The following is a 15560-nucleotide window of genomic DNA, read 5'->3' on the forward strand; positions in this document are numbered from 1 at the left end:
TGGAGAAGGTGTTTCCGGGCACACCCATCGGACTGTGCAAATTCCATTTCCTCAGGGATCTAGGCAGGGACATCATGGAATACAGGCACACGCTGCTCGGCAAGACGCTCGGGCGTCTCGGAACAAAGAGTGCACTGAAACGTGTGCTGCAGTCGCTGCCTGCATACGACACAAAACTGCTGCGTGAGGTGGGCGAGGACTACTGTTCGGACGGCGCCGGTCTCGCGAGAATGGTCGTGAGGCACACGCTGGAGGAACTGGTCTATACCGGTGAAAGCAGCGGCCGCGGCTTCCCGTTCTCCCTCAGGCACCTCGAATTCGTGACGGACTGCCTGTCGGCGCTTCCGTCGCTCAGGGAGATGGACGCAGTCACGAACGACGCGCCGATTGCACAGGCGATAGCGGCGCTGGAACTGCTTGCCGCAGACGCGCTCGCGACGAGACTCACCAAAGAACTCACAGGCATAAACGGCGTATTCTGCAAACTGAGGATTGCCATGTACCCGAAGCACGGGGGCACGCCGCTTTCAGACGAGCCGAAACGCACCAATGGGGAGATGGAGGAGGACTGCGAAACTGTCATCGGCACACTGGATGTGTACATGAAGACAAACATACCTCCATACATGCTGGAGGCTGCAAAGCACATAGTCGAACAGTACAGTAAATGGAAGAGCCATCTCTTCGTGAGGGAACTCGACGGCATTGCCCACACGAACAACTCGCTGGAACAGCTGTTCAGGAGGGTGAGGCGCAATGTCAGGCGCAGGTGCGGCGACATGGCAACGGGCCACCAGCTCACGCTGAACGGGGAGCGCCTGCTGCTCTTTCAAAACATATCGAACAGGAAATACATCGCGGCAGTATTCGGCAATGAGGACATTGCCTCCGTGTTCGGAAGGGAGAGGGCACTCCTTCCGAAAACTGTTGCCATGACTCACAGGAAACGGGCGGAACTGCTGGAAAAGGGCAGGCGGATGCTGCACTCGGGCAATGTGCCCGTCACTGTCTATACGGATAAACTGTGGGATGAGGCGCAGGCCGCGAGGCAGGCGCAGGCGGCACAGCACGGCTGACACTGCTCCTGCAAGAATGGAAGGTCGGTCATGTTTCAGAAGCTGATGTATCTGCGGCACTCATTGCCTAACCCTTTATGTCCGCCATAGGGGCGCTTCATCCCATGAATGAATTCTCGGGCTTTCGCGACCTTTTTAGGTAATCATTTCTGTCCGCGCTGACCAGCGGCACGGTGCAGTAATTCATCCTTTCCAGCGCCGGAAATGCGGCGTATGCCGTATCGTGTGTCTGTTGCAACTGTCTGAATGTGCGCACAATCTCTGTTTCATCATGAATCGGCAGGCAGGCAAAAGGACTGCGGTCGCAGGGACATTACGCATCTGCCGGCTCTGCATTTGTGCCGTCATGTTTTGTTACCGTGACAGTTCTACTCCGGATAACGTCTTTGGAACAAACTCTGCGCCACTGTCTGGCAGTCATGTCAGTGGAGAATCACCTGCCGTGAAGCGCCGCCGCAACGATCAGCGGCAGTGTTATGGTTGCATCGCCTTCGACAGTCACATGCCTTGCATCAGTCCTGAGTTTTCCCCAGGAAATCGCCTCCCTGGTCTGTGCGCCTGACAGGCTGCCGTCAAATTCGTTCGCGGTAGTGAGATAAACAGCGTAATCCAGACCGCCCCTGAACTGATTCCACCAGATTGTATGGTGCTTCGATATTCCTCCGCCTATCATGATGGCACCTGTTTTCTTTGCAGAAAATACAATATCGGATAGCATGTGCTCATCCTTCAGCAGATCCACATTGAAGTCTCTGTGTTTCTGCCAGAACATCCAGAGTTGCGAACCTACCGCGCCGTCTGTTATCCCGGGCACGAACACAGGTATACTGTTTTTGCTTGACCAGTAAAGCAGGCTCTGCCTGCTGCCTGCAAATTCGCCCAGCCTGTCCAGCAGCTCGGCGGTCGAAGGTTTTCTGATGCCTTCTGAATAGATTTCCTCAAGGAATTTCTGCATTTTCTCTTCTATTATTGGGCCGTATGATCCTTCGGGGATGAGTATGTTTCCGAGACGGTGGATGCCCTTCTTTTTAAGCTCCACGTCGTCCATCTCGAAACTGCCATGGTAATAGTCTTTCCAAATCCTTGCAAGGTCGTGATCAAGGGTGCCGCAGGTGGTAATAACAGCCGAAACGGTTTTGTCCCTGATCAGCTTGAGAAGAACACCGCGTGTACCGGTAGACACTATGTCGGCTGGAAAGGAGAGGAAAATATATGCATGCGATGAAATCATCTTCCGGACAATCCTCACCGCCTCCCCTACCTTCCTGGCAGTGAATCCGCCGGATCTGTACATCTGCTCCGTCAGATCGTGGAAGGTTGAACATCTGTCAATATCCATGTCGACGACTTTTTCGGCATTAATGTGCTTCATAGCCTGAGTGAATGTAAACGGATAGAAATATTATTACAATCCGCTGTTCAAAAGATTGATTAACCAAATCGCCGGTAGGACGGACTATGGTGACATCGTAGGTGACGGAGCGGATTCCCCCACACAAGCACTGCAAGCAGTGCGGAAAGCCCGTTTCAATGGACGAAACATTCTGCTCGAACGGGTGCCGCGACGACTACAGGAATATGCTGCGGAAGAGGAAGAGGCAGCTCTATCTCTATTACGTCCTGATCATGATAATTCTTCTACTTGCCCTGACCTACGTGAGCAGGTTATGACCGGAAAAACAATATGTCTCGGTGGAACATTCAACGTCCTGCATGACGGTCACAGGATGCTGCTGAGGACCGCGTTTGAAAGCGCAGACAGTGTGATTATCGGCCTGACATCAGACTTGATGGCTTCAGGAAGGAGGAAATTCGTGAGGCCGTATGATCACAGATACAGCTCGCTAAGAAACTTCTGCTCGAAATTTGGCAGTGAATTCGGCATTTACAGGATCGATGATCCGTACGGCCCCTCGATCGAGATAAGCGCCATAGACGCCATAGCAGTAACAGAAGACAACTCGTTCAGGGCGGCGGAAATCAACAGGATAAGGGTGAAGAAGAGCATGAAACCTCTGCGTATTATCGAAGTACCCGTTATCCGGGCGGCTGACGGACTTCCGTTGAGCTCAACTCGCATACTGAACGGCGAGTGCGACAGGCATGGCAATGTTCTGTCTGAGTTGCGCATAGGCATAGGGTCCTCGAATCCGTCGAAGATAGAAGGGATTGAAAGGGCGTTCCGGCGTTATGGAAGGGATTTCTCCAATCCTGTTTTCCTGCCCGTTGCAACGGAATCGCGCGTTCCTGACCAGCCGCTGGACAGAAGAGATACAGTAAGGGGTGCACTGAACAGAGCGACGCAGTCACTGAAGGGAAACGACATCGGCGTCGGCATTGAGGCCGGTCTTATGGAAAGCGGAATTAAGGGTGTTTTCCTTGATGTCCAGTTCTGCGTAATTATTGACAAAGCCGGAGGAAAAACCTGCGGTCAGGGGATCGGTTTCCAGTATCCGGCATCCGTGACAGGTATGCTGACATCCGGCAAAGGCTCGGCCGGAACCGTCATGTCGGAGCTTTCCGGCATAACAGATATAGGCAGGAAAAACGGCGCCATAGGTTATCTTTCGCGCGGCGTTCTGAGCAGGAGTCATATCACCGAGGATGCTGTCATCGCCGCTCTCCTGCCGAGGATTAACCGTGAATTGTATGCCATCCCTGCACATCATGCGGCGAAATGGTAAAATTCGATGATACTGCAGCACATTCTGCATATACATGCCTGTTGCCGGCTGATGTTCCGCCGCAATGCATACAGTTACCGGCGGAAGCGCTGAGGGGGAGATTTGAACTCCCGAGTCGCAGAGCGACACCGGCTTACTCGACTGGTACTCAAGGCCGGCGCCTTGAACCGGGCTTAGCTACCTCAGCTTTATCAGTTCGGTTACGTCGAGTTCGAACCCCACCACGGGGTTGAATAAATTAAAGTTTGTTATCACTTCCGGATGCAATTCTCCGAAAATTCCGATCGCCTTGTTGCCGCTGTGAATTTCTGCCTGTCTTCCGGCGATGAATCTTTCATCGGTCGAAGCGATAAACTCGCCGCCGAACTTCAGATCCCTCAGCAGCGCATCAACAAGCGATTTGCTCTCCGAAAAGGTTGCCTTCGGATGTATGCTGAGTGCGGCAAGATGTTTTCTCCTGGAAGGTGTGTGTACATCGCCTATCTCGTAAATGCGCTGTGGGAGCTCGTTGTGCTTGTTTGCCTCGAACAGTTTCAGGAGTCCGGGAAGCAGCGAAAGCCTCAGTATTTCTGTGTCCTCTGTTACCGGGTTGATCAGACGAACGGCATCTTTTTCACTCAGGCGCATCATTCCGAACTGCATTCTGACCGAACTGAGCATGAAGGAAACTGTCTGCATGTAGCCGTAGCCGGCCATAAGTTCGAAAATCAGGTTCGAGAATATCGTAGCCGGCAGCATGGTTCCGTTTGTCTGTCTCTTTGACTGAGTGTTTCCGAAATTTTCATAGCCGTAGGCAATTGCAGCATCTTCGGCTATGTCGACGGGATGCATGATATCCATCCTGTAGGGAGGTATGCCGGCGACAATGGCACTTTTTTCATTCTGCACTGTGTAACCCATCCTTTCTAGCAGGTCCGCCAGTCTGTCCTGTGAAAACTTCAACCCGGTTACTGAATTGACCAGCGAAGACGGAACGGTCATATGATCGAAGGCCATGTCTGGATAGCGCTCCGTGCTGCCGCCGCTTTCAACTACTGCGGATTCGATGATGCCGCCGCGTTCCGAAAGCGCGGAGCAGAGAATATTGAGCACCCTGCTGCATACGGCGGTATCTACGCCATTCACGTCGAAGAGAACATTTCTTGTCTTTTCCGTCAGAGCGGAAACTGTTCCGTTGATGATCGGGGGCATTGACAGCACTTTTCCCCTCGCATCAGTTATGCAGGGATAAGGACCGCCGCCGAGGAGTGGCCCGTATTCAATGCCTTTTTCATGTCCTCTGACAATTTCATCGGGGGTCATTACATCAGTCATTCCGAGCGGCTCGAAACTGATTTCCTTTCCGCCGTACGCCCTGAACAGGAACGGCGGCGTTACCCTGTCAAGGTCATGTATCCCTATCGATACCTTTTTCCTCCGCCTTCCTACTGTAAGATGTAGTTTTTCCTGTAGATCTATCAGCGACTTCAGCGCGCCGTCGTCCATGACAATGTTCCTCACCACACCGCACAGCATCACGGGCCTGAGGTTTTTGACCGAATCATCGACGGTCATTCTCACCTTTCCCTCATTCACGGCGAATACCTTAGGCCTCGACAGTCCGTACAGATGTTTCAGGGAGCGTGCCACTCCTTCTACGGAATAATGATCCGGCCTGTTGGGGAAAAACTCGAACCTGAGTATTCCCGCTTCGCTGCCTTCAAAACTTGCCCCCATCATCGGAATGGCGGACTGGAACCACTCTGAATCCTTATCCAGTCCTGAAAGACTGACCAGATCCCGGAGCTTCAAATCAATTACTGGCATTCAACTGACCAACAACTGTTAGATGTATTTTAATCTAAAGTGAGTCGGCTTCCGAACATGGAATAAATACAAATTGGTGCAGCCGATGTTGTCCTGACTCCAATGAAGTGGAACGTAGCTGTTCTCGGCGCGGGAAAGATAGGGGAGGCCGTGGCAAGATGCCTCTCTGCCTCGGATTTGACTGCTTCTGTGACTGTAACGAAGAGGAATCCCTCAACCCTGAAACTGGAAGACAGGAAGATACTCATCTCAGACAGGAATGACGAAGCGTGCAAACGGTCGGAAATTGTCGTGATAGCTGTAAAGGCAGGCGATGCGATGAAGCTCATTTCACAGATCGGCGAACATGTCCGCGGCAAACTCGTCATTTCGCTGATGGCTGCAATAAGCATTGATCGGCTGCAGCAGCATCTGCCTGAAAGCAAGATAATAAGGGCGATGCCGAACATAGCCGCATCCATAGGCGAATCGATTACAGCGTTCTGCGTCGGCCGGACTGTCACGGATGAAGAAAGGCGCACGGGAATTTCCGTTCTCGGTACGTTTGGTGACACGGTGGAAGTTAAAGAATCGCAGATGGACGCTGTGACGGCGTTGTCGGGGAGCGGACCTGCATATATTGCAATAATCATCGATGCCATGATTAGCGCGGGACTCAAGGTAGGACTGTCGAGGGAAATCGCATTCAGGCTGGTGACCAGAACACTGACAGGAACAGCCGATCTGCTGAACAGGCACCCTCTGCATCCCGCAGAACTCAGGGACGCTGTCACAACTCCCGCGGGAACGACGATTGCAGGCATATATGAACTTGAAAAGGGATCGGTGCGCACCAGCATCATGAATGCAGTGGAGGCAGCCACAGAGGCATCTAAAAAGGTGGCCCTCCGGTTCGACGGAGAGTTTAATGTGTAATGCAGCGGAAGGCTCAGTTCATTTCGTCCGGATTGGAAGCAGGAGGCTGAAAATTGCAGTCATCCCCGAAAACTGAAATGACTGTTCCGTACAGGAAATGCGATCTCTTTCCCGGACCTGGCCAAATTGCATTCTACCACGGAGACGCGGGCGCAATTCTCAGGGAAATCGTTGACGAGAGAAGCGTTGATGTTGTCGTCACATCCCCGCCGTACAACATCGGCAAGCCCTACGGTCCATATCAGGACAGACTGCCAAGGGAGAAATACATTGACTGGATTGCCGAAATATGCACATCTGTCGGCAGGGTGCTGTCTGACGGAGGTTCCTTTTTTCTGAACCTCGGCCAAATACCGAAGGATCAGTTCCTTCCTCTGGAAATTGCACTACGGCTTAAGGAAAATTTTCACCTGCAGAACACAATCCACTGGGTAAAATCGATATCTGTGCAGAAGAAGGATCAGGTAAATGGAGGCACCGTTACCGAAACTGTGGGGCATGTTAAGCCTCTGAGGAGCGACAGGTATCTCAATGACGAACATGAGTACATTTTCCATTTTACACTGCATGGCGATGTCAGCATTGACAAACTCGCAGTCGGTGTGCCCTACAAGGACAAATCGAACATAGGCCGATGGCGGAGTGTCCGGTCAGATCTCAGGGACCGTGGAAATGTATGGCACATACCATACAAAACAATACAGAGCAGGAAGCAGAGGCCGCATCCTGCGACGTTTCCCGTGATGCTTCCCGAATTCTGCATCAAGCTGCATGGGCTCTCAAAGACACGCATGGTGATGGATCCGTTCAACGGCACAGGAAGCACGGCGCTCGCCTGCGCTTCCCTGAGCAGGAATTATATCGGCATTGACATAAACAGCGCATATCTAGACGAGTCATTCAATGCGGTGAACGACTTCCTCAGGGAAAAAAGGAACAGAATGTCCTGATTCTCCGTATCGTTCAGGGTCTCTTGTTCACCCTCATGTACAGGTAGATATCGGAGACGTTTGTCCCCGAATCGCCGATCCTGAACGATGTGCCGGTAATGTCGAAAAATTTACCGGAATTAAAACTGTCCAGGAAACAGGCAGCCTCGCTTCTGCCGATGGCAGACGTGACGGCACCTGCATTAGTTGTATTTCCGTCATGACCGTCCGTTGCCAGGGCCACGACAAATTCCCCTTTTTTCAGGAGCATTCCTGCCTCAATGGCGAAGTGCTGGCATCTCCCTCCATAACCCCTGGACAGGACATTGACGAGCGCTTCACCGCCTGAGATAAAAATACCATCCCCCCTCAGTGCACGCCGCGCTCTTGCGATGAAACCCGGAACTTCGGCTTCAGTCCGTGAAGTGATGCGCCTGCTGTCGACGGCTGCAGGCAAGCCATTCCTCCTTGCAAACGACACAATTCCGGAAACGGCAGTCGAATTGTCTGCTATGATGGTGTTGCGGGCCGACGAAAGCATCCTGTCCCCCTTTCTGACCGTTTCCCATTTTCCGGACGCCAGTTCATCTATCCTTTCACTGGAAAACATCTTCGTGACATCGTATTTTCTCATGATTGCCAGCGCATCGCTAACAGTTGTGGGATCACCGCACATTGGCCCCGATCCTATGTCCTCGAGACGATTCCCTGTGACGTCGGAAATGAGAAGGGACTGGACTTTCCTCGGAAAGCAGTGCTTTGCCAGCTTCCCTCCCTTTACATCCGAAATGTGCCTTCTCACGCAATTGAGCTCTCCGATGCTGGCAGCCGACATGAGCAGTTTTTCGGTTATGTTCCTTTTCTCCTCGATCGCGACTGGTTCAATTGGCACGGAAAGCATGGCGGATGCTCCTCCGCTCAGCAGAAATATTATTGCGGACGATTCAGGCAGGGAGTCTATTTCGTCAATCATAGCCTCTGTATTTTTTACAGAGGAGATGCTGGTAAGCGGATGGGAGCATTTCTTCAGGGATATTCGCCCGGACCGGCCGTTCTCCAGGCAGTTGATCTGCCCGCCCGCAAATTCGAAATCCGATGCGGGCAGTGCCCTCAGCATACCTGCGGATGCTTTACCAGCTCCGTAGCAATACAATTCCGCCGCATTCTCTGCCGCAAATCTGCGTACTGCCTTTCCCCTGCGAGAAGCCAGAAATTCACGGAGTACGGATGAAGGACTCACTGCGTCGATTGCAGACCTTATGCAGCCTTCGATGATTCTCGTTACGTTCTCGCCGAATGCACTGCTTATCCCGGCAAAACCAACGCCCTGGCCGCTATGGTCTATCTTGCCAGTTTCATGTGGGCGGATGCCAGTTCCCCCCTGGCCTGTGCGGCGAGCGTTGACAGTTCACCTGCCAGAATTACTGATGCTGCTATCTCGGCAAATTTCACAGCCTTTCCGCTTCCGCTGCAACCGATCATCTGCAGCGCTTCCCGCTGAGTCGGAAGTGAAGTGCCTCCTCCTACCGTGCCAACCTCAAGGGAAGGCAGTCTGATGGAAACATACAGTCCGCCGTCAATGTGCTCTGCAGTGGAAATGCCCATGCTGGCCTCGACCACCTGTGCTGCGTCCTGTCCGGTGGCTATGAATAACGCTGCGGCCATGTTGGCAAAATGGGAGTTGAACCCGTAGGCCAGGGAGATGGCACTTCCGAGCAGATTCTTCCTGTATGCAGTTTCGGCGATCTCCGCGGAGGTGGCATGCAGCCTCCTCCTCACAATCCTCTCAGGTATCGTTGCCTCGGCCACAACCGTCTTCCCTCGGCCCAGAATATAGTTGATCGCAGAGGGCTTCTTGTCTGTGCAGACATTTCCTGAAACCGAAATGGTGACTGCACCCGTTTCCCTTTCAACGATATCACATATCCTCTGCGATGCAAAGGTTGCAATATTCATACCCATCGCATCGCCCGTTCGGAACGATAGGCGGACGTGCAGTGTCCTGCCGGAAATGAACGGCAATGCAGACATAAGCTCACCATGTTGTGTGACCTTTTTCACTTCACTTTCAAGTCTGAGCAGGTTGTTCTCAATCCATTTCGATGTCTGAATACCATGTTCTATACCTTCGACACGAAAGACAGGAGCCCTGGTCATTTCGTCCTTAAGGACGCGGCTGTACGCGCCGCCGGAATCCGTTATGACAGAACAGCCGCGGGCGATTGTTGCGATAAGCGCTCCTTCGGTCGTGGCCAGAGGGATGAAAAAATCCCCTTTTGCCTTCTTCCCTCTTATTCTCAGCGGACCAACCACTCCCATCGGTACCTGGGCAACGCCTATAAAATTCTCGCAGTTCTTTGAAGCCGCTTCGGGTTCGAACGAACCGGCTGCAATGTGGGAAAGTTTTGTGTTTGTCTCCGATTCGATTGTTCTCCTTCTCTCTTCTGTCTCCTCTCTTCCGGCGCCCCGCGGAAGCGAAATGCGCTTCATGAAGTTGAAATGAAACAACTGATATAATAAGCATTGATGAGTTTCGACCCGGTAATGTTTTAATAAGAGCCCTCTTTTCAGTTTCGAGGGCCCGTAGCTTAGCCTGGCTGGAGCGCCCGGCTGATAACCGGGAGGTCAAGAGTCCAAATCTCTTCGGGCCCATTTGCTGGAGAATCCAGATCCTGGTGCCCGTACTGTTAATTAACCCGTTTCCCTTGATAACCCAGAGCAGGGGCTGAAAACTATGGCTGAATGGGTTAAACCGGTAACGCTGAAAAGCAGGCATCTCACTGTCAGGCCCATGAACATCGATGATTCAGACGCGCTGAGCCGAATTATCGAAGTGGGCGACTATGCCCTTCTGAGGCAGGGCGGACCGGAAAACAATACGGCCGAGGCTTTCAGAAGTTATTTTCAGGGTATTATCGGCGAACCAGGGCGTCTCGAATTCGTCATAATAGACAACGGTACGGGGAAGATGGCCGGTCATACGGGTTATCTCGATATCAGAGAACATGACAGGGCACTGGAAATCGGGCACACCGTTCTTGCCAGACAGTTTCGAGGCGGATATGTCAATCCGGAGTCCAAATACCTGCTGCTGTCGCATGCTTTTGAGACACTGAATGCCGTCAGAGTCCAGATCAAGACAGACACCAGAAATGTGAGGAGTCAGAAAGCGATTGAAAAGATCGGCGCAGTCAGGGAGGGCATACTCCGTTCACATGACATCACTGCATACAATGTTGTCAGGGATGTTGTCATGTACAGCGTCATTTCAGGCGAGTGGCCAAGTGTGAAGCAAAAATTAATAGAGAGGATCGAGCAGACATCATGACTGTTTCTGCTGAATCCGGGAATCACCACTTCTGGTTTGTTCTGTCGCGTGCGGCACCACGTCTCTTCTGACGAGTATTCCGTTCTAGTACAGGTTAAATTTTTCCACAGCCACATTTACTTCAGTTCCCGGTTCATAATATCTCGCAGCCTTGACTATGAAGTGTTCTTCGCCGATACCGCAGAACAGATAATGAGTGTCTCCGATTGTCTCCGTGCTGAGAATATCCGCCCTGATGCCGTCCGGAGAAAAATGAGTCCATTCAGGTCTGAATCCTGCTTTCATAGCGCCGTCTCCGAAACCAAAAATTTGGCAGATATGAATTTTTCCAATTGTGTCAAGGTTTAAAGTGTGCCGGATTACGAATTGACGGCGTGCCCGCCGAACAGTCTCTTTCTTGTGATTTCGACAGCCGCAGGAGAGACGTCGGCAGCAATCCAGTGTCTCTTCATCTGCCTGGCGACAAATGCAGTTGTTCCGGATCCAGAGAAGAAGTCTGCCACAGTGTCCCCTTCGTCCGTTGATGCTGCGATAATTCTCCGGAGCAGTGCTTCCGGTTTCTGGGTGGGATAGTCGATCTTTTCAGGCTGGTTTCCTCTCAATGCCGGTATATCCCAGACATCGCGCATTTTCACTTCGTTGTAGTAACCGTGCGCATCCTGCTTTAAGTCGATGTTTCTGAAACCGTATCTGTACATCAGGTACGACTTTTCCTTCAATCTGTTAAATTTATATTTCCCCGTTCGTGAATAGAATAAAATCGAGTCGTGTTTGCGGCTGAAAGTTTTGTTCCCCGCGCCACCTGTTTTGTAATGCCAGATAATTTCATTCCTGAAGTTTCCATACCCGAAAATTCTGTCCATCAGGATCTTCACGTAATGCGAAGCATGCCAGTCGAGATGGACGTAAATGGAACCCGTACTTCTGAGCAACCTCCTCATTTCGAGAAGTCTTGGGTTGAGCCAGTCCAGGTACGATGAAATACCCCCTTCCCATCTGTCGGCAAATACTTCCGACTTCTTCAATTCGCTGCCAGTCTTGCTGTATCGTCTGTTTGTAAAAAATGGAGGATCGGCATATATGAGATCCAGAGATTCTGACGGAAGGCCCCCCATTATATTCAGATTGTCACCGCAATAGATGACATCGACCATACCGCGTTTGACAGCGTCATTGCATAGGATGTCTGGTGCCCGCCCCTCATTTTGAATTTCGACGGAAGACATGAGATAATCGGTCATCGATCCTACTGGATGAACAAGCAACTAGTTATCACTTACCCATATCTCCTGAAACAGCGCCGTCTGAAAAGGCAACTTATACAGAAACTGAAGCCGCCATCGGCATGGCCGGAGACAGTATCCTGGAAATTTCTGAGCATGGTGACAGTCAATGGAGTTATGGAGGCACATTCTTCGCAGCCCCTGAGGCCAGTCTGCCAATTATATTGTGTTCGACATGTAGGTGAAACCATCAATTGAAATTTTGAACCCATTATTTAAATAACTCTCAAACCGAACGTTGAGTGACATTCGGGGCGGTTCGGTGGCGAAATGGAGCAATGATATGTCAGGCAGATTCATCCGCAGAATTTCTGCCTCATATAACGAACCGCTCCATGGATTCATCCCGCCGGTTGCAGCAACAATTGCACTGCTGCTCATAGGTCTTTACAGCCCTGTTGCATATACAATGGGAACTGTAATCTATGCAGATGATTTCGGCTACTTTCTTACTGCAGTTATCACCTTAGCAACAGTCGTGCTTTATTTTGCGCGTTACAGAAAGACGATGTTTCTGCAGGATCTTTTCGTTGCCGCCGCACTGATTCAGTCGGCAATCTTCATCGCCGGCACAATATACGTATCCATACTCTTCAACGGACTCCAGGTGAACAGTTTCTCATTTCTATATACCATACTTGATGCTGCGAGGCTCCTTTTAGTGCTCCTTCTCCTGTATTTCGGGCTCTTCAATGCAAGAGTTGCAGATATCAGAAAATCCGTCATTTACTCGGTGTTTGTTGTTTCAACAACAGTGTTCGGCATACTGCTGGTCGCTCTGATAATATACAGCAGGGCAATCGAAAGCATTACCTTTGCTATTGTGTCAGAGCTTTTCGTTTTCCAGGACATAGCGCTGCTGTTAACCGCATCCCTTGTGCTGTTTTTCCTGCTTCTGGAAAGGACTGTAAACGTCCATAGGACACGTAACAGCATGTTCGGTCTCTCAGTTTTCGTCGTGTTCCTCCTGATCGGCAGAATTTTTTATGACTCCTCACAATTTTATTCGCCTTACACGCTCTCTTATGCACATTTGTTCAGCTGGACTGGTGTGCTGTTTCCCCTGTGGGGAATAATGCTTGATGCCAGGAATGATGCAGACATAAGCCTGAGATTTGAAAGGAATATTGCAGATATTGGATTGTACTGGAAAGCATACAAATCTGGTGGTTCAAAAAGCGGCTGGAGCAATTTTCTCTCGGCATGTCTTTCCACTCTTTCAGATGCAACAAGCGGTGCTACTGCCTATGTTTACGAGTCCGAAGGCAGTAACAGCTGGAAACTTCTGTCGACCGGAGGAAAGGACGGGAATTCGTGCGTGCAGCATGTGACTCTTCCTCCCGTTCATGCTGACATACTCAGCGGCGGCCTGATGATAAACGCAGCGACGCTGTCGCACGACGAAATGAATTACAACTCATTCAGGGATTTCGGAAATAATTTCCTGCTTAGCTTTCAAAGGAGCGGTGATACAGTGCTGATGACCGGAATCACCATTCCGGACAAGCAGCCGCTCTTCAATGATTACGCAGCCAGACTGGAGCGCGTTTCCACCCTGCTGTCCGTGGATTTGAGCAGCCGCAGGGATGAGGAAAAACGTGAGAAAATGACGCTGAGACTGCTTGCACTCATAGATGTCGCGCAGAAGCTGAACAATGCAAGAGGCAAGGATGAACTCTATGAATCGGTCTGCAGGACGATCACTGAAAATATCGGCTTTTCATATGTCTCTGTATGGGAGGTGGGAGAAGACAGAATGATCCGGCTCAAAGCATGGGACTGGCCGGAAGAGTTCAGCTCTCTGCTCAGCAGGGACATTACGCTGACCCCAGGACGCGGCATCATAGGGACATGTGCTCTCACGAAAAAACCGTACATGTCCAATGATGTTTCAAAGGATCCGGTTTTTCTGAATCTTGACATATCAAGAGTCGAGAGTGAGCTTGCAGTTCCAATCGTAATCAGCGGCGAATGCACCGCTGTGCTAGATATTGAATCCGCCTCCCTCAATGCATTCGACAGATTTGATTACGACACACTTGTCATATTTTCCAATCTCATGTCGATGTCGCTGCGCAATATTGATCTTTACAGAGGTCTCGAAGAGAGCGAAAGACTCGCCGAAATGAGGGCGCACATGCTTGTCCATGACATAAAGAACCTGTTTCAGTCAATTACACTCAATCTCGAACTGCTTTCCGGCAGAACCTCACAATCCAGGCAGATTACCGAGGCTGACATAAAGCTTTTTCAGAACCTTAATTCAGTTATAGCAAAGGGCAATAAGTTTGTAAACACTGTTCTGGAAATTGTAAGGCTCGGGAGCAAAAGGGACGTGGTGACGCAGAATTACAGCCTTCATTCACTGCTGAGTTCTGCCCTTTCGGCAGTCAGATCATCCTTTTATCCGAGAGAGATAGACATGGAGGCCGACCTGGATCCAGGGGCAGCGGAAATCTGCAGTTCGGATCTTGTCGAAGAAGTGTTCATCAACCTGTTCGCGAACTCTGCTAAATACAATGAAAATGTAATTGTCAATATCAAGGTGAAGTCCTATTTGATCAATGAAAGGAACAAAAAAATGATAAGAGTGGAGATCAGGGACAACGGGATTGGTTTGAGTGCCACAGACCCGGACATTATTTTCGAGAGGTTCAGGAAGGGCTCGAAGGGTACCGGCCTGGGTCTTTCTCTTGTAAGGGCAATAATGGAGAGCAGCGGCGGAAGAATTTTTGTAAAGGAAACCTCGACATCCGGTCCGGAAAGAGGCACCACTTTTGCACTGGATTTTCCGCTGGCTGAAGGAGTATTGAACCGGCTTCCGAATGAACCTGATGCCGCAGTCCAGGGCATCAGCGCTGAATGATACTGTGACATCTCACTCCAGCCGTAAACGTTTGGTGCGTATACGCCTGAACCCTCATTGCCCCTGTATCCGCCAGTCACTATCATATGATTTTGGACCTTGACTGCCATATGTGTATGTTGCTTGCCGTTTGACAATATTATCGTTCATTTATTATCGAAATACTTATAATGTACTTATTCGGATGCAAGATCATGCCTCTTGTCGGCGTCATCATGGGAAGCAAGAACGATTACGAACACATGTCGGCAGCAGTGGAAACGCTTAGAGAATTCGGCGTAGATGTTGAACAGAAAATTGTTTCGGCACACAGAACACCGCAGTTCATGTACGATTATGCATCCGGTGCTGCAGCGAGAGGAGTGGAGATCATAATCGCAGGCGCGGGGGGCGCGGCACATCTTCCGGGAATGGTTGCATCCCTTACATATCTGCCCGTCATCGGAGTCCCAATACCGGCAGGGCATCTGAGGGGGCTGGATTCCCTCCTGTCAATCGTTCAGATGCCCGCCGGTATTCCCGTGGCGACGGTTGCCATAGGCAATTCAAGGAACGCTGCTCTGCTTGCGCTCAGAATACTTGGTTTGAAACACAGAGATATTGCCGAGCGGATGATATCCTTCATGAAGAAGCAGACATCGGAAGTGCTTAATGAGAAGCGCGACTGAGTTCC

General features: G+C 50.8%; 14 protein-coding genes and 2 tRNA genes. 9 read left to right on the top strand and 7 right to left on the bottom strand.

The features are described 5' to 3' along the window. Positions 1 to 1076: hypothetical protein (locus KIS29_06200; protein ID MBX8639914.1), on the top strand; the 1076-nt coding region annotated here is incomplete at its 5' end. A 433-nt stretch (positions 1077 to 1509) separates the two neighbouring features. On the opposite strand, the gene KIS29_06205 is transcribed toward KIS29_06200, so the two are convergent. After that, positions 1510 to 2448, bottom strand: coding sequence for a deoxyhypusine synthase (locus tag KIS29_06205; GenBank protein MBX8639915.1), 939 nt, complete (start codon positions 2446 to 2448; stop codon positions 1510 to 1512). Between the two features lie 101 nt (positions 2449 to 2549). Here KIS29_06205 and KIS29_06210 point away from each other — a divergent pair, with 101 nt between their 5' ends. Together KIS29_06210 and yjjX are read left to right on the top strand one after the other, a co-directional pair. Then, on the top strand, positions 2550 to 2747 hold the full coding sequence (locus KIS29_06210) for a DUF2116 family Zn-ribbon domain-containing protein (GenBank protein MBX8639916.1): 198 nt from the start codon (positions 2550 to 2552) through the stop codon (positions 2745 to 2747). Then, on the top strand, positions 2744 to 3760 hold the full coding sequence (gene yjjX, locus KIS29_06215) for an inosine/xanthosine triphosphatase (GenBank protein MBX8639917.1): 1017 nt from the start codon (positions 2744 to 2746) through the stop codon (positions 3758 to 3760). The genes KIS29_06210 and yjjX overlap by 4 nt, the downstream gene beginning before the upstream one ends. A gap of 87 nt (positions 3761 to 3847) precedes the next feature. Here the strand turns inward: yjjX and KIS29_06220 are convergent. Together KIS29_06220 and pheT are read right to left on the bottom strand one after the other, a co-directional pair. Next, positions 3848 to 3947, bottom strand: a tRNA-Ser gene (locus KIS29_06220). Then, positions 3938 to 5566 (bottom strand): phenylalanine--tRNA ligase subunit beta, encoded by a 1629-nt coding sequence (gene pheT / locus KIS29_06225; GenBank protein ID MBX8639918.1) that lies wholly within the window; start codon positions 5564 to 5566, stop codon positions 3938 to 3940. The genes KIS29_06220 and pheT overlap by 10 nt, the downstream gene beginning before the upstream one ends. Before the next feature lie 102 nt (positions 5567 to 5668). Between pheT and proC the strand changes: the two genes are divergently transcribed. Further along, positions 5669 to 6481 carry a pyrroline-5-carboxylate reductase gene (proC, locus tag KIS29_06230; GenBank protein ID MBX8639919.1) on the top strand — a complete coding sequence of 271 codons (813 nt, stop codon included), beginning with the start codon at positions 5669 to 5671 and terminating at the stop codon, positions 6479 to 6481. Positions 6482 to 6534: 53 nt separating this feature from the next. Continuing rightward, on the top strand, positions 6535 to 7431 hold the full coding sequence (locus KIS29_06235; GenBank protein MBX8639920.1) for a site-specific DNA-methyltransferase: 897 nt from the start codon (positions 6535 to 6537) through the stop codon (positions 7429 to 7431). A gap of 13 nt (positions 7432 to 7444) precedes the next feature. Here KIS29_06235 and KIS29_06240 read toward each other — a convergent pair whose 3' ends face one another. Beyond that, a complete protein-coding gene (locus tag KIS29_06240; GenBank protein ID MBX8639921.1) occupies positions 7445 to 8650 on the bottom strand; it encodes a DUF4147 domain-containing protein in 1206 nt (401 codons plus the stop codon). A gap of 101 nt (positions 8651 to 8751) precedes the next feature. Continuing rightward, complete coding sequence (locus tag KIS29_06245; GenBank protein ID MBX8639922.1) at positions 8752 to 9900, bottom strand: hydroxymethylglutaryl-CoA reductase; 1149 nt, start codon at positions 9898 to 9900, stop codon at positions 8752 to 8754. An 87-nt stretch (positions 9901 to 9987) separates the two neighbouring features. Here KIS29_06245 and KIS29_06250 point away from each other — a divergent pair. Both KIS29_06250 and KIS29_06255 read left to right on the top strand, forming a co-directional pair. Then, positions 9988 to 10062: transfer RNA gene (locus tag KIS29_06250), tRNA-Ile, on the top strand. Between the two features lie 82 nt (positions 10063 to 10144). Then, a complete protein-coding gene (locus KIS29_06255; protein MBX8639923.1) occupies positions 10145 to 10738 on the top strand; it encodes a GNAT family N-acetyltransferase in 594 nt (197 codons plus the stop codon). 84 nt (positions 10739 to 10822) lie between these two features. On the opposite strand, the gene KIS29_06260 is transcribed toward KIS29_06255, so the two are convergent. Next, positions 10823 to 11023, bottom strand: a complete 201-nt coding sequence (locus KIS29_06260; GenBank protein MBX8639924.1) for a hypothetical protein — start codon at positions 11021 to 11023, stop codon at positions 10823 to 10825. A gap of 74 nt (positions 11024 to 11097) precedes the next feature. After that, complete coding sequence (locus KIS29_06265; protein MBX8639925.1) at positions 11098 to 11979, bottom strand: hypothetical protein; 882 nt, start codon at positions 11977 to 11979, stop codon at positions 11098 to 11100. Between the two features lie 280 nt (positions 11980 to 12259). Here KIS29_06265 and KIS29_06270 point away from each other — a divergent pair, with 280 nt between their 5' ends. Continuing rightward, positions 12260 to 14887, top strand: coding sequence for a GAF domain-containing protein (locus KIS29_06270; GenBank protein MBX8639926.1), 2628 nt, complete (start codon positions 12260 to 12262; stop codon positions 14885 to 14887). 194 nt (positions 14888 to 15081) lie between these two features. Continuing rightward, positions 15082 to 15555, top strand: coding sequence for a 5-(carboxyamino)imidazole ribonucleotide mutase (gene purE, locus KIS29_06275; GenBank protein ID MBX8639927.1), 474 nt, complete (start codon positions 15082 to 15084; stop codon positions 15553 to 15555). Positions 15556 to 15560: the final 5 nt, after the last annotated feature.

It is taken from the genome of Candidatus Sysuiplasma jiujiangense (genome assembly GCA_019721075.1).
Taxonomy (GTDB): Archaea; Thermoplasmatota; Thermoplasmata; order Sysuiplasmatales; family Sysuiplasmataceae; genus Sysuiplasma; species Sysuiplasma jiujiangense.